19 protein-coding genes are annotated in these 21591 nt (G+C 33.1%); 17 read left to right on the top strand and 2 right to left on the bottom strand.

Going from position 1 to position 21591, the window contains the following annotated elements; all coding sequences use genetic code 11:
• The first annotated feature begins 81 nt into the window (after positions 1–81).
• The 7 genes from gltX (at position 82) to ribB (ending at position 8898) form a co-directional block, all read left to right on the top strand.
• Complete coding sequence (gltX, locus tag EOV51_RS06580) at positions 82–1596, top strand: glutamate--tRNA ligase (RefSeq protein WP_128151104.1); 1515 nt, start codon at positions 82–84, stop codon at positions 1594–1596.
• A gap of 10 nt (positions 1597–1606) precedes the next feature.
• On the top strand, positions 1607–2038 hold the full coding sequence (gene rpiB / locus EOV51_RS06575) for a ribose 5-phosphate isomerase B (RefSeq protein ID WP_128151102.1): 432 nt from the start codon (positions 1607–1609) through the stop codon (positions 2036–2038).
• A gap of 111 nt (positions 2039–2149) precedes the next feature.
• Complete coding sequence (locus EOV51_RS06570; protein WP_228427749.1) at positions 2150–2887, top strand: Bax inhibitor-1/YccA family protein; 738 nt, start codon at positions 2150–2152, stop codon at positions 2885–2887.
• A gap of 311 nt (positions 2888–3198) precedes the next feature.
• Positions 3199–5661, top strand: coding sequence for a DNA translocase FtsK (locus tag EOV51_RS06565; protein ID WP_128151100.1), 2463 nt, complete (start codon positions 3199–3201; stop codon positions 5659–5661).
• Positions 5662–5684: 23 nt separating this feature from the next.
• Positions 5685–6308: a LolA family protein gene (locus tag EOV51_RS06560; RefSeq protein ID WP_128151098.1), complete on the top strand. Its 624-nt coding sequence runs from the start codon at positions 5685–5687 to the stop codon at positions 6306–6308.
• Between the two features lie 2 nt (positions 6309–6310).
• Entirely contained in the window at positions 6311–7774 is a 1464-nt protein-coding gene (locus EOV51_RS06555; RefSeq protein ID WP_128151096.1) for an LptF/LptG family permease, read from the top strand.
• A complete protein-coding gene (gene ribB / locus EOV51_RS06550) occupies positions 7771–8898 on the top strand; it encodes a 3,4-dihydroxy-2-butanone-4-phosphate synthase (protein WP_128151094.1) in 1128 nt (375 codons plus the stop codon). Before EOV51_RS06555 ends, ribB begins: the two co-directional genes overlap by 4 nt.
• A 39-nt stretch (positions 8899–8937) precedes the next feature.
• Here ribB and EOV51_RS06545 read toward each other — a convergent pair whose 3' ends face one another.
• On the bottom strand, positions 8938–10002 hold the full coding sequence (locus tag EOV51_RS06545; RefSeq protein WP_128151092.1) for a helix-hairpin-helix domain-containing protein: 1065 nt from the start codon (positions 10000–10002) through the stop codon (positions 8938–8940).
• A 444-nt stretch (positions 10003–10446) separates the two neighbouring features.
• Complete coding sequence (locus EOV51_RS06540; protein WP_128151090.1) at positions 10447–11154, bottom strand: histidine phosphatase family protein; 708 nt, start codon at positions 11152–11154, stop codon at positions 10447–10449.
• A gap of 460 nt (positions 11155–11614) precedes the next feature.
• Here EOV51_RS06540 and EOV51_RS06535 point away from each other — a divergent pair, with 460 nt between their 5' ends.
• From EOV51_RS06535 to argH, 10 genes are all read left to right on the top strand, one after another.
• On the top strand, positions 11615–12277 hold the full coding sequence (locus tag EOV51_RS06535; RefSeq protein WP_128151088.1) for a GNAT family N-acetyltransferase: 663 nt from the start codon (positions 11615–11617) through the stop codon (positions 12275–12277).
• 12 nt (positions 12278–12289) lie between these two features.
• Positions 12290–13477 (top strand): argininosuccinate synthase, encoded by a 1188-nt coding sequence (argG, locus tag EOV51_RS06530; protein ID WP_128151086.1) that lies wholly within the window; start codon positions 12290–12292, stop codon positions 13475–13477.
• Positions 13478–13482: 5 nt separating this feature from the next.
• Positions 13483–14463 carry an N-acetyl-gamma-glutamyl-phosphate reductase gene (argC, locus tag EOV51_RS06525; RefSeq protein ID WP_128151084.1) on the top strand — a complete coding sequence of 327 codons (981 nt, stop codon included), beginning with the start codon at positions 13483–13485 and terminating at the stop codon, positions 14461–14463.
• A gap of 260 nt (positions 14464–14723) precedes the next feature.
• Positions 14724–15518 (top strand): pyrroline-5-carboxylate reductase, encoded by a 795-nt coding sequence (gene proC, locus EOV51_RS06520; protein WP_128151082.1) that lies wholly within the window; start codon positions 14724–14726, stop codon positions 15516–15518.
• Between the two features lie 11 nt (positions 15519–15529).
• A complete protein-coding gene (locus EOV51_RS06515; protein WP_128151080.1) occupies positions 15530–16252 on the top strand; it encodes a hypothetical protein in 723 nt (240 codons plus the stop codon).
• 10 nt (positions 16253–16262) lie between these two features.
• Positions 16263–17387, top strand: a complete 1125-nt coding sequence (locus EOV51_RS06510) for an aspartate aminotransferase family protein (RefSeq protein ID WP_128151078.1) — start codon at positions 16263–16265, stop codon at positions 17385–17387.
• A 22-nt stretch (positions 17388–17409) separates the two neighbouring features.
• Positions 17410–18354, top strand: a complete 945-nt coding sequence (locus EOV51_RS06505; RefSeq protein WP_128151076.1) for an N-acetylornithine carbamoyltransferase — start codon at positions 17410–17412, stop codon at positions 18352–18354.
• 55 nt (positions 18355–18409) lie between these two features.
• Positions 18410–19198 carry an acetylglutamate kinase gene (gene argB, locus EOV51_RS06500; protein ID WP_128151074.1) on the top strand — a complete coding sequence of 263 codons (789 nt, stop codon included), beginning with the start codon at positions 18410–18412 and terminating at the stop codon, positions 19196–19198.
• An 8-nt stretch (positions 19199–19206) separates the two neighbouring features.
• Positions 19207–20289, top strand: a complete 1083-nt coding sequence (locus tag EOV51_RS06495; protein ID WP_128151072.1) for a M20 family metallo-hydrolase — start codon at positions 19207–19209, stop codon at positions 20287–20289.
• A 21-nt stretch (positions 20290–20310) separates the two neighbouring features.
• Positions 20311–21591, top strand: coding sequence for an argininosuccinate lyase (gene argH / locus EOV51_RS06490; RefSeq protein WP_128151070.1), 1281 nt, complete (start codon positions 20311–20313; stop codon positions 21589–21591).

The following is a 21591-nucleotide window of genomic DNA, read 5'->3' as shown; positions in this document are numbered from 1 at the left end:
TTCACACTTCAGATAATACTAACAAATAATTATCATAAAAGTTCATTATGTTTAGTATTTTTGTAGAGAAAACAACAACATATGTCAGAAGTTAGAGTAAGATTTGCCCCCAGCCCTACGGGATATTTACATATAGGAGGAGTACGAACTGCCTTATATAATTATTTATTTGCAAAAAAAAACAACGGTAAATTTATACTTCGTATAGAAGATACCGATCAGGCACGTTTTGTAGAAGGTGCAGAACAATACATCAACGAATCATTACAATGGTGTGGGCTCACTATAGATGAAAGTCCTCAAATAGGTGGACCCTTTGGACCTTACAGACAGTCGGAACGAAAAGATATTTATAAAGAATATATTACGGCAATTTTAAATACGGAATATGCGTATATAGCTTTTGATACTCCTGACGAGCTTGAAAAATTACGTTCCGAATATGAAGCTAAAGGCAGTGTATTTTCCTACAATCATGAAATCAGGAACTCATTAAACAACAGTCTGAACCTAGATAAAGAAACTGTTACTGAAAAAATTAAGAATAACGAGCCCTATGTGATTCGTTTTAAAACTCCGGTAAACCGTACGCTTGTACTTAACGATATCATAAGAGGTCAATTCACCATCGACACTAACACTTTAGATGATAAAGTATTAGTAAAAGCAGATGGAATGCCTACCTACCATTTTGCTAACATAGTAGACGATCACTTGATGAAAATTTCACATGTAATACGAGGAGAAGAATGGCTTCCTTCCATGGCTCTTCATGTTTTACTGTATGAAGCCTTTGAATGGAAAGCTCCAGAATTCGCTCACCTTCCGCTGATACTTAAACCCGAGGGTAAAGGCAAACTAAGCAAAAGAGACGGCGATAAATTCGGATTCCCTGTATTCCCGCTTGCATGGGAAAACGAAAAGGAACAAACTTCTTCAATGGGATATCGGGAAGAAGGCTATCTTCCGCAGGCTTTTGTTAACATGCTGGCTCTTTTAGGCTGGTCTCCATCAGATAACAAAGAAATTTTGTCTATGGAAGAAATGATACAGGAGTTTGATTTACATAAAGTACATAAGTCAGGAGCAAGATTCAGCCATGATAAAGCCAAATGGTTTAATCATGAGTATATACTTAATGACAAATCAGAAAATTTACTTCCCTATTTTCAAAAAGTTTTAGAAGAAAAAGGAATTGAAATCAATCATGAAAAAGATTTAAAAATTGTTTCTTTGCTTAAAGAACGAGTTAATTTTATAAAAGAAATTTGGGATGCCGGATCTTTTTTTTGGGTTAGACCTGAAAAATACGACGAAAAGAATTTTAAAAAAGTAGTTAAAGAAGATACCCAATCAATTCTAAAACAATTGTGGGAAGAATTGGAAACTATATCTTTTAATGAAAAAGACCTTCACAATTGCATTCATGAATTTGTAGAAAAATCGGGACTGGGATTTGGAAAAGTTATGCAACCACTCCGATTATCACTTGTAGGAGAATTGAAAGGCCCTGACATCCCTGTAATTATGGAAATTTTGGGTAAAAGTGAAAGCCTGAAACGTATAAAAAATTTAGAAACGGAAATTAAACTTTAAAAAATCATTTATGAAAATAGCACTAGCATCCGATCATGCAGGATTTGAATACAAAAATTATATCATAGATTATCTAAAAAGCAAAGGATATCAGGTTCATGACTTTGGCACACATTCATCTGCCAGCTGTGATTATCCTGATTTTGTTCATCCATTAGCTATTGCCGTGGAAAACAAAGAATTCGAATACGGAATACTTTTTTGCGGAAGCGGTGAAGGAGTATCTATTACAGCAAATAAACACGCAGGTATTCGCTGTGCACTCTGCTGGCAAACCGATATAGCAAGACTTACTCGTCAACACAATAACTCAAACGTTGTTGCTATTCCTGCCCGATTTATAGCAAAAGAACTTGCTCAGGAAATTATAGATACCTTTCTTGAAACTGAGTTTGAAGGCGGAAGACATCAGACACGTGTAGACAAAATTTCCAAATGGTAAACCAGATTTAATAATAAATGTCAAAAGTTCCGGAATTTAAACTAAGGAACAAATTTTGATATTTCTTATTATAGAAATAATTTTGTATTTTTAACAATTAAAATTTAATTCATGGAACATAACGAATATCAAAACACAATGGATGTATCTATAAAAAATGAAGCAATTGCTAAACAGCAGGCTACATTCATTTCAAAAGTATATATGTGGATGAGCCTTGCTCTTGCTATTACAGGTTTAACTGCTTACCTATGCGCCAATACTCCCGCTCTGTTAAGTATGATGTTTAATCCTGTTACAGGAAAAGCAACCTTTTTATTCTATGCTTTAATTATAGGCGAATTAGCACTTGTATTCAGTTTAAGTGGTGCAATTAATCGCATGACTGCCGGCTTAGCAACTGCTGTGTTTCTTTTTTACTCTTTTATAAACGGAATGACCTTATCCATGATTTTTCTTGTTTATAATATGGGCTCAATTGCTACTACTTTTTTTATCACTGCAGGTACTTTTGCAATCATGAGTGCTTACGGATATTATACAAAAACAGATTTAACAAAATTCGGAAGAATTTTATCCATGGCTTTAATAGGTATTATTTTAGCAATAATCGTAAATATTTTTCTTAAAAATTCTATGCTGGATTTAATCATATCTGTAGTAGGTGTTTTAGTTTTTGTAGGTCTTATTGCTTACGACACTCAAAAGGTAAAAGAAATTGGTTCTCAAATAGGAGAATCCGGACAGGAAGAATACACGAAAGGAGCTATTATGGGAGCCTTAGCATTGTACTTAGACTTTATCAATCTATTTTTATTTTTACTTCGTTTTTTCGGAGGAAGAAAATAAGAATGCTTTGCATACATAAAATAATATTTAACTCGGTCACATTTACTGTGACCGAGTTTTTTTGTCATAATTTTTAAAATTCATCTTAAACTAAAATTTATACTTCATTCCGAAGCATTTAGATGTATATAGTATTAATCATTTACAATTAATTATATACTTTGTAAATATTTCAAAATAAAAGTATTTATTATAGTTACCTATATATCAACAAGTTTAAACAAACACTTCAAGGATTAACACTTTTTTAAAGTTAAATATAAAACAGAAATCGTATTTTTGTGTTTTCAACATATTTGTATATAACTAGAATGGAGAACACCTCTAAAGACAACCCTCAATTACAAAAAAAGCTGGTGTCGAAAACAATCTTAGGATTGCTCTTATTTATTTTATCTATTGTCTTGTTTATATCCTTTGTTTCTTTTTACTTTTACTGGAAAGAAGATCAAAGTCAGCTGACAGATTTTTTAAATAAAAGTATCACTACCAAAAATATGATCGGCAAAATAGGTGCTTATCTGGGAGAAGTATTTATATTTAACGGTATTGGGATTGTAGCCTTTTTTATACCTTTTTATCTATTCATTTTATCTTTTAAAGTTCTCTTCGGTAAAGAAATTATTAAACTTTGGAAACTACTCTCCCACGGTATATTTTTCATTATATGGCTGCCGGTATTTCTGGCTATGATTTTTGGTTCCAAATGGCTACTTTCAGGATTAATCGGTTATGAGGTTTACGATTATCTAAAATCTCTTATGGGTAGTGTAGGAACAGGTATCCTATTAGTTGCAGCCATCATTATTTATTTTGTTCTTGAATTTAATCTGAGTGTTGAAAATATTAAATCTAAAATAAATACTCAAAAAAGCAGGTTTGAGAATAAAAGTTCTGAAAAGGAAAAAGAACCTTTTGAAGAAGAACTTATTTATGAAAAAATCGAGGACCCTAAAACCATTATATCTGAAACTATTGTTACAAAAGTACAATCAGAAGATTTATCTTTAGAAAAAAACTCAAATCAGACAGTGGATCAACCTTTAGTTGAAAATACTAATATTGAAAATCCTATAGTTTCTACATTAGAGCCTATATCACCTAAAGAAAATCACACAGAAAACATATCTCAATCCACAGATTTTGAAATAGATATTCCGCAAGAGGAAGAAACCATTGAAGAACTTAATCTTACTATAGAAGAAACCGAAACCGAAACTATTTTATCAGAGGATGAAATAGGACAAAACATTGTAAATGAATTTGGCCCTTATGACCCTAAGCTAGAATTACCTAAATATAAATATCCTCCTTTAGAATTACTTAAAGCCTATAATACGACTGAGGCGATAACCATAAATAACGAAGAATTAGAAGAAAACAAAAATAAAATTGTTACAACTCTTGCTAATTATGGAATTGCTATTGCCAGTATAAAAGCAACTATAGGTCCTACTGTAACATTATATGAAATTATACCGGAAGCCGGAGTGCGTATTTCTAAAATTAAAAATCTTGAAGATGATATTGCTCTGAGTTTAGCTGCTTTAGGAATCCGTATTATAGCTCCCATTCCTGGAAAAGGAACTATAGGGATTGAAGTTCCTAACAGCAACCCAACCATGGTATCGATGAGATCGGTTATTGCTTCACAAAAATTTCAGAAAATTGATATGGAGCTTCCCATTGTCTTTGGAAAAACCATCTCCAACGAAACATTTGTTACAGATTTAACTAAAATGCCTCACTTGCTTATGGCAGGGGCTACAGGACAAGGAAAATCTGTCGGCTTGAATGCTATCGTAGCTTCTCTGCTATATAAAAAGCACCCGAGCGAACTGAAATTTGTATTTGTTGATCCTAAAAAAGTGGAATTAACCCTTTACAACAAAATTGAGAGACATTTTTTAGCTAAACTTCCTGATTCCGACGAAGCCATTATTACTGATACCACCAAAGTGATTAACACACTTAATTCACTTTGTGTTGAAATGGATAATAGGTATAAGCTTTTACAAGCAGCGTATGTAAGAACTATTAAAGAATACAACGAAAAATTTAAAGAAAGAAAGCTGAATCCTGAAAAAGGACATCGTTTTTTACCTTATATAGTATTGGTTATTGACGAGTTTGCAGACTTAATAATGACAGCGGGAAAAGAAGTTGAATTACCTATAGCACGTCTCGCTCAGCTATCTAGAGCTATTGGAATTCATTTAATTATAGCTACCCAACGCCCTTCTGTTAATGTAATTACAGGTATGATTAAAGCCAATTTTCCAGCCCGGGTCGCTTTCCGGGTAACATCGAAAATTGACTCACGTACCATTCTTGACGGTAACGGTGCCGATCAGCTGATCGGTAAAGGAGATATGCTTTTCACAACCGGAAATGAACTGATAAGAATGCAATGTGCCTTTGTAGATACTCCTGAAGTTGATAAAATCACTGAATATATAGGTTCACAACAAGGCTATGTGGATGCCTATTTACTTCCTGAATTTTATGAAGAAAAAGCTTCCACGCAAGATAGTGATATCAGCGAAGCGAAAAAAGATGAATTATTTAATGATGCTGCCAGAGTTATTGTAACCGCTCAGCAGGGATCAACTTCACTAATTCAAAGAAAATTATCCTTAGGTTATAATCGTGCAGGAAGGATTATGGATCAACTGGAAGCTACCGGAATTGTTGGTCCTTTTGAAGGAAGTAAAGCCCGTAAGGTTTTAATAACCGACTTAAATACTTTGGAACAATTATTGGAAAAACTCTAAAACTATTTTTAAAATCTTAAATCATGAAAAAAACATTTGCACTTATATTTCTTATTTCTACCATTTTTATCGGAGCTCAAAAAATTGATCCTGAAGCAAAAAAATTACTTGATACAGCAAGTGAAAAGCTTAGTAAAAGCACAACTTTCTATCTCAAATTCAATTTCCTATATACCGTTCCTAACCAGAAAAGCAGTGCAGAAACAGGTCAGATATATGCAGCTGGTGAAAAATACCATTTAATATTACCAAATGTCACTCAGATATTCGACGGAAATAAAATTTACACCATTTCGAAAGAGGATAAAGAAATTACTTCAACAGGAAAAGAAGACGGTGAAAGTTTATCCCCTACGAGCATTCTGAATCTTTATAAAAAAGGATTTGACATTTCATATGAAGGAACTAATCTGGTCAATCACGTTAAATGCAGTATAATACGATTAATTCCTACTGACAAGAAAAAATCAAAATCTATTGTGCTGGCTATATCCGATAATAAAATAGTACGTGTTTCCGAATATTATAATGACGGAAGTTCACTGATCTTAACTGTGGTAGATTTTAAAGAAAACCTTATCGTTAATAAATCTTTACTTACCTTTGATAAAAATAATTACAAAGATTATACACTCACAGAGTTATAAACATGATTAAAAAGTTAGACTGGTATATTATACGTACTTTTTTTGGTCCTTTTCTATTTATTTTCAGTGTTTTAATGTTCATTTTCGTAGTTCAGTTTGCCTTTACTCAAATGGATAAATTTTTAGGAAAGGGGCTGACTCTCTGGGATATTGCCAAACTATTATATTATTTAGGTTTGGACGTTATCCGTTTAGTTCTTCCTTTAACCATACTCTTATCTTCCATTATGGCCTTTGGCGGTTTTGGTGAAAGATACGAACTGGCAGCTATGAAATCCGCAGGAATTTCGCTTGCAAGAATAATGTATCCACTATTTGGGTTTGTAGTAGTAATGGCTATCTGGCTATTTTATTTTTCAAATACCACCCTTCCTGATAATCAGAGAAGAGCTAGAAATATGTTAATTAACATTGTTCAGACCCGCCCCGCCCTCAACTTTGAAGAAGGACGTTTTATTAAAGAAATGAATCCTTATAGCATTAAAATAGGTAAAAAAGGAGGCAAGGATGACAGGGAATGGAAAGATGTTTTTATTCATAAAAATGCTTCTCCATTTGAAGATCAACAAACCATAATTGCTGATAAAGGAGAGATTGTTTCTAAAGATAATTATTACTTAAAATTAGAATTATACGACGGATATATTTATCAGAATGAAATCAGGGGAAAAAGTCCCAAAGATCTTCAAAAACAACCTGCAACTCGTATAAAATTTGATACGCTTACACAATATTTTGATATTTCAGATTTAATAAAAGAATCTTTGGATCGTGAATCCGGAGGAGATAATTTCCGTTATAAATCCTTCAGGCAATTAACTCCTTATATAGATTCCATTAAAAACTCTAATAAAACTTATTACAAAGGTATATCTCAAAACGCACTTATGATTTTACTGGGCGATTTTCGTAAAACAGACTCTATACCGGTTAAACATTCGAACAGTAAATTACCTTTTGAATGGAATCGTCTTAAAGATGATACCAAACTACAATTGGTTAAAAACGCTATCAATCAGGTCAAAATTTCTAAAGATGAATTAGAAACACGTTCTGCCGAAATTAAATCTGCAGGAAAATATATATCAAAAATGATTCTGTGGCAACATAAAAATATGGTCTCTTATTCCTTTACCTGTATTGTATTCTTCTTGATTGGTGCACCCTTAGGTTCAATTATAAGAAAAGGAGGAGTTGGAATGCCCGTAGTGGTTGCCGTTATAATTTTCATCATATTTTATGTTATAGGATTATATATGGAAAATTTAGCAAAAAATCAGGTACTTAATGCCTATTGGGCATCATGGATGCCTAATCTGTTACTGTTTCCACTCGGAGTATTCCTGACTATAAAATCTATGAAAGATTCAGAATTATTTGATATAGACAAATATCGAGAACCGGTACAGAAATTTATTGCTAAATTTAAAAAGAAAAAAAACACAGAACATAGTAGATACCAATGATAAATACAGAATTAAAAATAAATACAATTGCTGAGGCTTTGGAAGATCTGAGACAAGGCAAAGTAATCATAGTTGTAGATGATGAAGACAGAGAGAATGAAGGAGATTTTATAGCGGCAGCTTCCACTATGACTCCTGAAACCATTAATTTTATGACTATGTACGGAAGAGGACTGGTTTGTGCTCCTCTGACACCGAAACGCGCAGAAGAACTCAATTTGGAGTTTATGGTCGGTAAAAATACTGACCCTAAAGGAACAGCATTTACTGTATCTGTTGATTTACTGGGACATGGTGTAAGCACTGGAATTTCAGCTTCTGATCGTTCCAAAACTATTCGTGCTCTGGCTGATGAAAATATAAAGCCTGAAGATTTTGGTCGCCCTGGCCATATATTCCCATTAATTGCTAAAAAAGGGGGAGTCTTAAAAAGAAACGGACACACTGAAGCTGCAGTTGACTTGCTTCAACTTGCCGGAATGCCTTCTACCGGAGTATTAATTGAAATAATGAATGAAGACGGAAGTATGGCTCGCTTACCTCAGCTGGTTGAAGTTGCGGAAAAGTTTAACTTAAAGATTGTCACTATTAAGGATTTGATAGCTTATAGGTTAAAATACGATTCTCTTATTGAAAAAATTGACGAAGATACTATAAGTACTCATTTTGGAGATTTCCTAATGGTTACTTATAGGGATAAAACAAACGATCAGGTTCATTTTGCTCTAACTAAGGGTAATTTATCCGAAAATGATATTGTTCCGGTAAGGGTTAATTCCATGAACTCTTATACCGACTTATTTAAATTACTCTCAAAAGGAGAAGAAAATATTTTGGAAAAAACAATTGAAATTATCAACAAGGAACAAAAAGGAGCTATTTTGTTTATAAATAATCCATATTATTCACATACTTCCGTTGCCTCCAATCTTAACGAAGTTAAAAAATATTTGGCTGGTGATAATATTACTCTTGCCAATACAGATGAAAGAGACTTTGGAATAGGTGCACAAATCATTAAAGATCTCGGAATCAAAAAAATTATGAGTATAACTCAAAATCCCGGAAAAAATTTATCTCTGGATGGATACGACATAGAAATTACAGAAGAAATTAAAATTTAAAAATATCAGGCAGTTACAAAATAACTGCCTTTTTACTTTTTACTTTATATATTTTATCATTAATTCATAGGCAGGATCTGTTTGCTTAAGAACTGTAACCGGGTCTTTCCCTTCACTTCGTGCTTTAACAATCACATCTTTATATTTTCGGAAATAAACATGTTTTTTTAATTTTTCTTCCGTACATAATTTAAGATCTATTTTTTCAACCTTTGATATATCTATTTTATAATAACTAACCAGTTTTTCAGAAACTTCTTTTGATATTCCATATACCTCATTAATCTGATCTACAGAAACAAATCCGCCCAATGCTTCTCTGAATTTAAGAATACGATTTATTATATAAGCATCTTTTACATGTGGCCAAAGCTCTTTATATGTAGTACTATTCAAATCTTTTTTAATAATTTCATGACGAGGACTTGTTACATCAGCCAGATGCTCAACCTTACGATTTACAGTTTCATTTATCACTATGTAAGGGTATAGTTCTTTATATTTATTTTCACTGATTACGTAACATTTTTTCAACTGTTCTTTTGAAACAAAATTACCTCCCAGAGTTTTTTTGTATTTCAAAATGACTTCAGCTTGCTTTTCAGTAAAACCCATGCTTATCCAATCGTCACTTTTTAAAATATTGGGATCAAATTTTTTTATTTTATAATTTATCGTTTTTTTATCTTCTGTCTGCTTAAATGCATAATGAGCATCTATCAATAAAAAAGGTTCCAATTCTTTATATTTTCTTTCCGTAATTATAAAGCATTCTTTTAATTGCAATTTGGATGTAAAAGAGCCTCCCAGCTTTTTTTTATATTTTAGAATAACTTCGGCTTGGCGTTCTGTAAATCCTAACTCAAGCCATTGCTCCTTACTTAACGAATTAGGATTAAAGGGTTTCAAATTTGATTGAACAGGCTCATAATTATTTTTATCTGATTGAACATTTTGCCATTCTAAAGTAAGTTCCTGAAATTCAATTTCACCTTCTTTGAAAATATCCTTGTGTAAAATTACCTCAGCAAATAAAATAAATCCCAATAATATACATACACCTAAACGTTGCTCACGTATCATTTTCAATCGTAAATTTACCATGTCAAAGATTAAAATATAAGATAAAATTATAAAAAAATGTGGTAACTCACAATAAAATAAGCCACTCTTTTAAAGAGTGGCTTACTGGGAAAATACGAAATATATGTATTTTTTTAAATATGCCTAATTAATTACTTAATACTGAATTAATTTTAATTCCAGAATAATTAATTCAATCAATTTCACATTATCGACTGATAATTACAAGTGCAAAGTAACAAGTAAGCATTTTAAAATTGGATATCTATACTGACATATTTAAATTTTATTTTGTTTTTTTTGCAACTCATTATTGATAAGCAACACTTTAGTGAACTCGTAGTAATAAATTTCTCAATAAATAAAACAAATCTGACATATATAATTTTTTATTGACAAAAAATGTCACAATTTAAACCAAACAATGGACTAAAATTATTATTTATAAAATAAAGGAAAATCTCACTACAAAAGTCTACCTCTTTCAACATAACTCATATCCCCCATTGTCTCAACATAGAATTCCCCGTTTTCATAAATTACTTTACTGATCGAAGCATTACCCAAATCAGATTTAATTAACTCTCTTGCTCCTAAATTCATAAGCATAAACTTAATACACATTCCGTGAGCAACTAATAAAACATTTCTATCCTCATTGTACTTACTTTCACTCTCAGCTATTTCAAACAATGCCTTTTGTGTACGGCTTTCAACTTCAATAAAGCTTTCTGCCATATTCATCTCATCAAGTACTTTTATAGTATTCACAACCTGTTCATAAGTTACAGGTTTTGAAACATCAAAAACATCATGTAATAAATCCCCACTGTTGGTATAGTGAAGATATAAGGCCGCATCCTTCCACATAATATGAGTATGATTAGATTCGTAACTCCCAAAACATACTTCTCTTAATTCTTTTTTTTCAATTACTTTTAGATCATTTTGCCCCTGATTAGCCAGAATGATATTTATAGTTTCTTTTGTTCTTCTCAAATCACTGCAAAAAGCAGAAGAAAAATGAATATCTCTTAACCCTGCCCCTAAAAACTCTGCTACTTCTACACCTGCCTCCGTTAAAGGAGAGTCGCTCCAACCCTGAACCCTACCTAAAGTATTTAAAATTGTTTTTCCATGACGTGCTATATAAAATGTTACTTTCGAACTCATAAAAGCTATAATTTAAAATGATTTAATTGTTTACCGTAAAGTTAAAATAATTATAGAACAACAACCATGCAAAACCACCATTTTCAGATTTTCGTATACAAATAAGTGTGTATATGAAAATCAAACACTTATTTTAAAATCAAAAATAATAAAGCTGCACTTACACTCTTATGTAATTTTTTCAATATTTTTATTTTAATACTAAAAATAAATCTTAAATTTGTACTTTCTTAATAAAACAAAAAGTAAAAATTCAGATTTTAAAAGTTGAAAAATCTTAATTTATTTTTTAACAGTACTAAGAATACTGTTCACGTTGATAGCACTTCTCCAACAGATTTTTTTTGTAGGCAGGTTAGGCTTTGATTTAAATTTCCAAAGCCGACACACCAGTATTATACACAGTTCAATTTAAAAGCAACTGTTTCTCACCTCACATTTTATAATTTATTATCAAAAGATGAATATCAATATTGTTGTTGCAACTGAAGAACATTACCATTATGCGGAAGAAATATGTGAAACCATATATCAGTCTGCAATTGTCAGAGGTACAGGTATCGCTAAACGAACTCCTGAATATATTCATACTAAAATGGATCAGCGGCAGGCTGTAATTGCTCTGGAAGGAGAAAAATTTGCAGGATTTTGTTACATTGAAAAATGGCAGAATGGTGAATTTGTCGTACATTCAGGACTCATAGTACACCCGGATTACAGAAGCTTAGGACTTGCAAAAAAAATTAAACGTTTTGTTTTTGATTATACAAGAAAAAAATTTCCAGAGGCTAAAATATTTGGTATAACAACGGGACTGGCTGTTATGAAAATCAATTCAGAACTTGGATATAAACCCGTAACGTTTTCAGAGTTAACTGAAGATCCGGAATTCTGGAATGGATGCAGAACCTGTACCAATTTCAACATATTACAAAGCAAACAAAACAAAATGTGTTTATGTACCGGAATGTTATTTGACCCCAAAGAACAAAATAGAAACACTCAGGATGGAGATAAAAAAACTTTGGATAAAAAAGTGATCGTACATTTAAAAAAAATAAAACAGGCACTTTTTTTAAAACCTAAAAAAGATGCCGGTAATTCTCAAGTAAAAACTTCATAAAGACTAATAGGAATGAAAAAAGCAGTTTTAGCCTATAGCGGCGGATTAGATACCTCATATTGTTTAGTAAATTTGACCAAAGAGCATGGAATGGAAGTGCATACGGTAATTGTAAACACGGGAGGATTTTCTGATGAAGAACTTAAACAAATTGAAAACAGAGCCTATGAATTGGGCTCTAAACATCACGAGACTATCGATGTAACAGATAAGTTTTATAAAGATTGCTTACGATACTTAATTTACGGAAATATCTTAAAAAACAACACATATCCGCTGTCTGTAAGTGCTGAACGTATGTTTCAATCTATAGCTATTGCTGAATATTCCAAGTCCGTAGACGCTGAATATATTGTACACGGAAGTACCGGGGCAGGTAACGATCAGATCCGTTTTGATGTGGCTTTTGCTGTCATCTCTCCTAAATCTAAAATTATTACCCCTATCCGCGACGAAAAATTATCCAGACAACAAGAAGTAGACTACTTACAAAAAAACGGAGTAGATATGAATTGGGAAAAGGCAAAATATTCAATCAATAAAGGAATATGGGGAACATCCGTAGGAGGAGTTCAAACTTTAACTTCCAATCAGGCACTCCCGGAAGATGCTTATCCAACGCAACTTTCTGAATCTAATCCTGCAATTATTGAAATAGAATTTGATCAAGGAGAACCTGTAGGTCTAAATGGAAATAAAATGAATTCCGTTCAGCTTATACAAGAACTGAACAAGATAGGGGGCAGATATGCTATCGGGAGAGACATACATGTAGGTGACACTATCTTAGGAATTAAAGGAAGAGTAGGTTTTGAAGCGCCAGCCCCTATGCTGATTATTAAAGCTCATCACTTATTAGAAAAACACACTCTTTCCAGATGGCAGTTGTTACATAAGGAATCATTAGCCAACTGGTATGGGACTTTGCTTCACGAAGCTCAATATTTAGATCCGGTTATGCGAGATATGGAAGCCTTTTTAGAATCCTCTCAAAAACATGTGACCGGAAAAGTGAAAATTCAGCTTAACCCTTATCACTTTCACATGATAGGAATTGAATCGCCTTATGACATGATGCAGTCTAAAGTAGCAACCTACGGAGAAGAAAACGAAGCATGGGACAGCAGAGATGCTCGCGGTTTTATTAAAATATTTGGGAATCAGCTAAAAATTTATCATAGCTTTGACAATAAAGATTAAAATACATGAAAAAAATTAAAGTAAGTATTGTAGGTGGAGCAGGTTACACAGCCGGAGAACTATTACGAATTCTAATCAATCATTCTAAGGTTGAGATTACTTCTATCTACAGTACTTCCAATGCAGGAAACCCCATTGATAAGGTACATGATGATCTTTTAGGAGAAACAAATTTAATTTTTTCAGATACCATTGATAAGACTTGCGATGTTGTATTTCTTTGTTTAGGACATGGAAAATCCAGACAGTTCCTTGAGAATAATCCTTATTCAGAAAACACTAAAATTATTGATTTAAGTAACGATTTCAGAGTAAAACCTAATCATAACTTTCAGGAGAGATCTTTTGTATATGGACTTCCTGAATTACATAAGGAAGAAATAAAAAAAGTAGCAAATATTGCCAATCCAGGATGTTTTGCTACTGCCATCCAGCTTGCTTTATTACCTGTAGCAAAAAAGGGTTTATTAAATCCCGAAATTCATATTAATGCAGTAACTGGATCCACGGGAGCTGGCCAATCTCTTTCCTCTTCAACACATTTCAGCTGGAGAAACAACAATGCTTCCTTTTATAAAGAATTTACTCACCAGCATGAAGCTGAAATAGTACAAAGCATGCAGCAAGTAGGAAATCTACTACCTCAACTTTATTTTCTTCCCATGCGTGGAGACTTTACCAGAGGAATCTTAGCAGGTATTTACCTAAAATCTGATCTATCTGAAAGTGAAGCTATACATGTATATAAAGAATATTATAAAAACCACCCTTTCACTTTAGTTTCTGAAAAGCCTGTAGCACTAAAACAAGTTATAAATACCAACAAGTGCCTATTACAAATCCAGAAACATAAAGATATAATCCTGATCACCTCTATTATAGATAATCTTACAAAAGGAGCAGCTGGTCAAGCTGTACAAAATATGAACCTATTATTTGGATTGGATGAATCGGAAGGACTTAAATTAAAACCTGTAGCTTTCTAATTTATGATTAAAAAATTCATTATTTATTTAATAAAAACTAGAGAAGCTTAAACTGCCAATTAATGTAATATCCAGATATTAAATTAACTGTAAGTACTAAAACACTCTATAATATTATTTAAAACTTATCAGAGAGCAGTGTTGAAATTTGATAAATAATATCCATCAATAGATATTTTTTAATGTCAATATTTAAAAATACCTTTATAAAATGGATAAATAATAAGAGAAAAAATTTTAATAACCAAAAACCCAATGACATGAAAATAGCAATTATAGGAGCCGGAAATTTAGGTTTAGCCATTGCCCGAGGAATTATAAATAATAATTCAGCCTCTTCACTTTTTATAACCAAAAGAAATATCAGTACCATCAGGGAAATGGAAACAACACCGAAGGTACATCTTTCTACTGATAATACTGAAGCGGTAAAAAATTCAGATATCATCATTTTTGCTATTCAACCACGTCATTTGGAGTCTGTTCTGGTACAATGCAAAGAGTTTATAACTGAAAATCATACTTTGATATCTGTGGTAACCGGTTATAGTACAAAAAAAATTGAAGAAGTTTTAGGAGAAGAGCATCATATTATCAGAGCCATGCCTAACACAGCTATATCTATCGGCCAGTCTATGACCTGCATATGTTCAAACATTCAAGGAAAGGATCGAATTCAGGTAGCTTTAAATATATTTAACCAATTGGGACATTCTATTGAAATTCCTGAAGAACAAATGCAGGCAGCCACTGTTGTATGCGCCAGCGGTATAGCCTTCTGGATGAGATTGATACGCGCTACCACACAAGGAGCTATCCAATTAGGATTTGAATCAAAAGAAGCTTTGGAAATGTCCGTTCATACATGTCTGGGAGCTGCCAATCTTTTAATACAAGGAAACAGTCATCCGGAACAAGAGATTGATAAAGTTACTACTCCCGGAGGTTGTACCATAGCCGGTCTTAATGAAATGGAGCATCAGGGATTGAGTTCTTCAATTATAAAAGGCCTTTTAGCTTCTTATAACAAAATAAGTCAAATAGCTAAAAAATAAATTATATATTCATGCAAAAACTACTATCTAAAAATTTAATTTTACTATTCTGTATTCCTTTTCTTACCCATGCCTGCCAGCAGAAGAAAGAAAATACAACACATCAGCCTGTTGAAAAGAAAAAAGTAGAAGTTTCATATCCTGACTTACTAAATAATACGGCAAAACAAAAAGAACTTTTTCATAAAAAATATCAAAAAGGCACTCTTAATGAAAAAAAAGAAGTTACCCACCAAGCACAAACCTTTTTAATTCAAGACATAGATAATTATTTCACTAGCTGGGAAGGTACTCGTTGGTCTTTCAACGGAATTAGCCGCACACCCAAACAAGGATCTATCGCCTGCGGATATTTTGTTACTACAGTTTTACAAGATATGGGATTTAATATCCCAAGAATTAAGTGGTCTCAGGCTGCCTCACAAACCATGATTAAAGCTCTATCCACAAACATAAAAACATTCAGTAATAAATCTATATCCGATATAGAAAATTATATAAAAAAGGAAGGAAAAGGGGTTTATATTGTTGGATTAGATACTCATGTAGGATTTATTTATTACGTCACTAATGATATATACTTTGTACATTCTAATTATTATGAACCTGAAATTGGAGTCATGAAACAAAAAATAAAATCAAAAAATCCATTGAACGACTCCAAATATAGAATGATTGGGAAAATTTTATCTCCCGAAATGACAAAAAAATGGATTTTAAATATAAAATATTAAAAGCATAATTATGAGTTTATTCGACGTATATCCACTATATACTATAGCTCCCGAAAAAGCCTTAGGCTCTACTGTTTGGGATGAAAAAGGAGATGCTTATCTAGATTTCTATGGTGGCCACGGTGTTATTTCCATTGGGCATTCTCATCCTGTATACGTAAAACATATAACCGAGCAGGTTAATAAAATCGGGTTTTATTCCAACTCTATAGTAAATCCTTTACAGGAAAAACTGGGAAATCTCCTTCCTAAAGTTTCAGGTTATGATGACTACACCTTATTTCTATGTAATTCCGGAGCTGAGGCTAATGAAAATGCTTTAAAACTCGCTTCTTTCCATACAGGTAAATCTAAAGTCTTAGCTTTTAAAAATAGTTTTCATGGGAGAACTTCTGCTGCCGTTGCAGTAACAGATAATCCAAAAATTGTAGCACCCTTAAATGCTCAGCAAAAAGTAGTTTTCTGTGAATTAAACGATATAAACACTGTTAAGAAAGAAATAGCTAAAGGTGATATTTCTTCAGTAATTATTGAAACTATACAAGGTGTTGGAGGTCTTGATGAAGGAACCCAGGAGTTTTTTCAGGAATTGGAAAAAACGTGCAAAACGAATGGCGTTATTTTAATCCTTGATGAAATTCAATGCGGTTACGGACGTTCCGGTAAATTTTTTGCTCATCAGCATCATCATATTAAAGCCGATATTATTTCTTTAGCTAAAGGTATGGGGAATGGATTTCCAATTGGCGGAATCTTAATTTCTCCTGAGTTTAAGCCTTCGTATGGGTTATTAGGAACAACTTTTGGAGGTAATCATCTGGCATGTGCTGCCGCTCTGGCAGTATTAGAAGTATTTGATACTGAAAATATACTGGAAAATGTTACTAAACAATCCGCTTATTTTATAGATAAATTCAGTACCTTACCACAGATAAAAAAAATTAAAGGGAGAGGATTAATGTTGGGGTTGGAATTTGAATTTGAGGTGGCAGAATTGAGAAAAAAACTTATTTACGATAAAAAGATTTTTACAGGAAATGCGAATAACAAAAACCTTCTACGGGTTTTGCCTCCATTAACTATTTCTCAGAAAGAGATTGATATTCTTTTTAAAAATTTACAATCTTGTTTTTAATAAAACCTTTAAAACATAAACAATGAAAAAATACACTTCTGTTGACGATATTCAGGATCTGAAAGAATTTTTGGAGCTTGCAAAAAAAATCAAAGCAGATCCTTTAGCCAATAAAAAGTTGGGAAAAGACAAAACTATCGGGCTTTTATTTTTCAATCCTAGTTTACGTACCCGTTTAAGTACTCAAAAAGCAGCTCAGAATTTGGGAATGGAATGTATGGTAATGAATTTAAATACGGAAGGTTGGACCCTGGAATTTGGAGATGGAGAGGTTATGAACGGGGCAGCCTCTGAACATATTAAAGAAGCTGCTCAAGTAGTTTCTCAATACTGTGATATTATTGCTATCCGAAGTTTTCCCACCTTAAAAGATAAAGAAAAAGATGAGGCAGAGACTGTTATTTCCTCCTTTGTCAAATATGCTTCAGTTCCCGTAATAAGTCTGGAAGGAGCTACTGAACACCCGCTTCAAGCATTAGCAGATGCATTGACCATAGAAGAATATAAAACCAAAGAACGCCCCAAAGTTGTACTTAGCTGGGCTCCACATCCAAAAGCACTTCCTCAGTCCGTACCTAATTCTTTTGTTAAAATGATGAAAAAAATGGATGTAGATTTTATAATTACACATCCCAAAGGATATGAACTGAACCCTTCCATTACTGAAGGAGTTACAATCGAACATAATCAGGAAACCGCATTTCAGGGTGCAGATTTTATTTATGCCAAAAACTGGAGCAGTTATAATGATTATGGACAAATTACTAATCAGGATCCACAATGGACCATTGGAAAAAAACAGATGGAGCTAACAAATAATGCAAAATTCATGCATTGTCTTCCTGTCCGAAGAAATGTAATAGTTACTGATGAAATATTAGACAGCGAAGCCTCTCTGGTAATTCCGGAAGCAAATAACCGTACGTTTTCTGCTCAGGCAGTCATCACAAAATTGCTTACTCAATAAAAGTAAAATTCTGTTCTGTTATTAACTATTTATTGTATTTATCATAGATTCCATTATGTCAGACAAAACTAAACTATCAATTATAAAAATCGGAGGAAACGTAATCGATGACCCTCTGGCCCTTTCCTCATTTCTCAAAGATTTTTCAAAAATTCCAGGCTTTAAAATCCTTGTACATGGAGGAGGTAAAGAAGCTACAAGACTCGCCGGAAAATTAGGCGTTGAAACCATTATGGTTGAAGGGCGAAGGGTAACCAATGAGGAAATGCTGGATGTTGCCGTAATGACTTATGCCGGACTCTGTAATAAAAAAATTGTTGCACAATTACAAGATTATGATACTCAAGCCATTGGTCTTACAGGTGCTGACGGAAACAGTATTCGCTCAGAAAAAAGAAAATTAGGCAGGTACAATTATGGCTTTGTAGGCGACGTGGTTGAAGTAAATTCCGAATGGATTAAACGTTTACTGGATACAGAAGCAGTACCCGTTTTTTGTGCCATAACTCATGATAAAAAAGGACAGCTACTTAATACAAACGCAGATACTATAGCTCAATCACTGGCAGTAGGGCTCACCGCTTTATTTGATGTATCATTAACCTATTGTTTTGAAAAAAAAGGTGTGCTTTCTGATAGTAACGATGATAATAGTGTTCTGGAAAATTTAAATTTTAACTTGTATGAAAAACTTAAAAGTGAAAATATTATTCACTCCGGAATGCTTCCAAAACTTGAAAATTGTTTTCAGGCACTAAGAGAAGGTGTTAAAGAAATAAGAATTGCTAATCCAGAAATATTAGCGAATCCGAAGGCTTTACACACTCATGTTTCCCTTTATTAATTAATTATATGCAAACAATAGCAAAACTTACCGATAAAGCAATTATCTTACTTCAAAACCTTATCGAAACCCCTTCATTTTCAGGAGAAGAAGAGCATACCGCTTTGCTTATAGAAGCCTGGTTTACTCATCATAATATTCCCTTTAATAGAGAAAACAATAATATTTGGGCCTTTAATAAACATTTTGACGAAACCAAACCTACACTTTTGTTAAATTCGCATCAGGATACAGTATTTCCTAATAAGGGATATACCCGTGATCCATTTGAAGCTCAAGAAGAAGATGGAAAAATATACGGGTTAGGTTCCAATGATGCCGGAGGTTCTTTAGTTTCATTATTAGCTACTTTCACCTATTTTTATTCCAATGATAATCTTGCCTACAATTTAGTTATGGCAGCAACCTGTGAAGAAGAAAACAGTGGAAAAAAAGGACTTAACAGCTTGCTTACAAAACTACCAAAAATTGATTGTGCCATAGTAGGAGAACCTACGCTCATGAACCTGGCTATAGCAGAGAGAGGATTATTGGTTCTGGATGTTATAATAAAAGGTACAGCCAGTCATGCAGCTCATAACAATCCGGACAATGCCATTTACAATTCCATAAAAACCATTCAATGGTTTCAGAACTTTGCTTTTGAAAAAATATCTGAGGTTTTAGGACCTGTTAAAATGACAATTACCCAAATTAATGCAGGCCAGCAACATAATTTGGTTCCGGAAGAATGTAAGCTGGTAGTAGACATTAGGGTTAATGACTGTTATACCAACGAAGAGGTCTTCGCTATTATTCAAGAAAATATCGCTTCTGATAAGATAACAATAACCCCTCGTTCGCTACATCTAAAATCATCTTCGATTCCCAAAAGCCACCCTTTAGTTATAGCCGGAATTGAGTTAGGCAGGTCTACTTATGGTTCTCCTACCCTTTCAGATCAAGCGGTATTATATTGTCAGTCTTTAAAAATGGGTCCGGGAGATTCGCTTCGCTCTCATACTGCAGATGAATTTATTTTCAAAAAAGAAATAGAAGAAGCTATACCTTTGTACATTGAATTATTAAATAAAACTATTATAAATTCTTAATACTATAAAAAAAGAACAATTATGAAACTTTGGGAAAAAGGCATACCAACCGATCAACAAGTTGATTACTTTACCGTAGGCAATGACAGAGAACTGGATATTGTATTAGCCAAATACGATGTCTTAGGATCTTTGGCACAGGCTAAAATGCTTGCCAAGGTAGGATTAATTTCAGAACAGGAAAAACTGGATTTAATTGATGCTTTAAATGAAATTCTTGCAGATATTAAAGCAGGTGATTTCCAAATTGAAAAAGAATTTGAAGATGTACATTCCAAAGTAGAATTCATGCTTACGCAAAAAGTTGGAGAAGCAGGAAAAAAAATACATACTGCTCGTTCCAGAAATGATCAGGTTCTGGTTGACATGAATCTTTACTTAAAAGACGAACTAATTCAAATCAAGATTCAGACCCGAGAAGTTTTTGATTTACTAATGTTGTTGGCTGATCAATATAAACATATTTTATTACCCGGATATACTCATTTTCAGATAGCTATGCCTTCGTCATTTGGCTTATGGCTGTCAGCTTATGCAGAAAGTATGATTGATGATATTATACTTTTAAATGCGGCACTCAAAATTGTTGATCAAAACCCATTAGGCTCTGCTGCAGGCTATGGAAGTTCATTCCCTATAGATCGCACATATACAACCCAAGAATTAGGATTTGAAACCTTAAAATATAATTCGGTGGCTGCTCAAATGAGCCGGGGTAAGTCAGAAAAAAGCACAGCTTTTGCCCTTGGCAGCCTAGCTGGTACCTTGGCTAAACTAGCCATGGATATTACTCTATACATGAGCCAGAACTTTAATTTTCTCTCCCTTCCCTCACATTTAACTACAGGTTCAAGTATTATGCCTCATAAAAAAAATCCGGACGTATTTGAATTGATACGGGGAAAATGCAATAAAATTCAGGCTTTACCTTATGAGTTAACTCTGATAACCAATAATCTTCCAAGTGGTTACCATCGAGACCTACAGCTATTAAAAGAAGGATTAATTCCGGCTATACAAACTATGAAGTCTTGCCTGGACATGGCTCATTACTCTTTAAAAGATATAAAGGTTAAAGAGAATATATTGGATGATCCTAAATATGATTACCTTTTTACAGTTGATGCTTTAAATGAGCTGGTTTCTCAGGGAATTCCTTTTCGGGATGCCTATAAAATCATAGGGGAACAGGTTGAAAAAGGCATCTTTCAATCTCCTAAAAAAACTACTCATACCCACGAAGGAAGTATCAACAACCTTTGTTTAGAAGAAATACAAAAGAAAATGGAATATAACTACTAA

Origin of the sequence: Apibacter raozihei, assembly GCF_004014855.1 — a bacterium.
In the GTDB taxonomy this organism is placed as follows: Bacteria; Bacteroidota; Bacteroidia; order Flavobacteriales; family Weeksellaceae; genus Apibacter; species Apibacter raozihei.
The sequence above is the reverse complement of the archived record's forward strand: the minus strand, read 5'-3'. Positions and strand labels throughout refer to the sequence as shown.

Excerpts from the sequence above, each read along its gene's own strand:
- EOV51_RS06535 (WP_128151088.1), top strand. The coding sequence starts at position 11,615 with ATGAATATCAATATTGTTGTTGCAACTGAAGAACATTACCATTATGCG.
- EOV51_RS06560 (WP_128151098.1), top strand. The coding sequence starts at position 5,685 with ATGAAAAAAACATTTGCACTTATATTTCTTATTTCTACCATTTTTATC.
- argG (WP_128151086.1), top strand. The coding sequence starts at position 12,290 with ATGAAAAAAGCAGTTTTAGCCTATAGCGGCGGATTAGATACCTCATAT.
- EOV51_RS06515 (WP_128151080.1), top strand. The coding sequence starts at position 15,530 with ATGCAAAAACTACTATCTAAAAATTTAATTTTACTATTCTGTATTCCT.
- EOV51_RS06505 (WP_128151076.1), top strand. The coding sequence starts at position 17,410 with ATGAAAAAATACACTTCTGTTGACGATATTCAGGATCTGAAAGAATTT.
- EOV51_RS06555 (WP_128151096.1), top strand. The coding sequence starts at position 6,311 with ATGATTAAAAAGTTAGACTGGTATATTATACGTACTTTTTTTGGTCCT.
- rpiB (WP_128151102.1), top strand. The coding sequence starts at position 1,607 with ATGAAAATAGCACTAGCATCCGATCATGCAGGATTTGAATACAAAAAT.
- ribB (WP_128151094.1), top strand. The coding sequence starts at position 7,771 with ATGATAAATACAGAATTAAAAATAAATACAATTGCTGAGGCTTTGGAA.
- gltX (WP_128151104.1), top strand. The coding sequence starts at position 82 with ATGTCAGAAGTTAGAGTAAGATTTGCCCCCAGCCCTACGGGATATTTA.
- proC (WP_128151082.1), top strand. The coding sequence starts at position 14,724 with ATGAAAATAGCAATTATAGGAGCCGGAAATTTAGGTTTAGCCATTGCC.
- EOV51_RS06565 (WP_128151100.1), top strand. The coding sequence starts at position 3,199 with ATGGAGAACACCTCTAAAGACAACCCTCAATTACAAAAAAAGCTGGTG.
- argB (WP_128151074.1), top strand. The coding sequence starts at position 18,410 with ATGTCAGACAAAACTAAACTATCAATTATAAAAATCGGAGGAAACGTA.
- argH (WP_128151070.1), top strand. The coding sequence starts at position 20,311 with ATGAAACTTTGGGAAAAAGGCATACCAACCGATCAACAAGTTGATTAC.
- EOV51_RS06545 (WP_128151092.1), bottom strand. The coding sequence starts at position 10,002 with ATGGTAAATTTACGATTGAAAATGATACGTGAGCAACGTTTAGGTGTA.
- EOV51_RS06495 (WP_128151072.1), top strand. The coding sequence starts at position 19,207 with ATGCAAACAATAGCAAAACTTACCGATAAAGCAATTATCTTACTTCAA.
- EOV51_RS06510 (WP_128151078.1), top strand. The coding sequence starts at position 16,263 with ATGAGTTTATTCGACGTATATCCACTATATACTATAGCTCCCGAAAAA.
- EOV51_RS06570 (WP_228427749.1), top strand. The coding sequence starts at position 2,150 with ATGGAACATAACGAATATCAAAACACAATGGATGTATCTATAAAAAAT.
- EOV51_RS06540 (WP_128151090.1), bottom strand. The coding sequence starts at position 11,154 with ATGAGTTCGAAAGTAACATTTTATATAGCACGTCATGGAAAAACAATT.
- argC (WP_128151084.1), top strand. The coding sequence starts at position 13,483 with ATGAAAAAAATTAAAGTAAGTATTGTAGGTGGAGCAGGTTACACAGCC.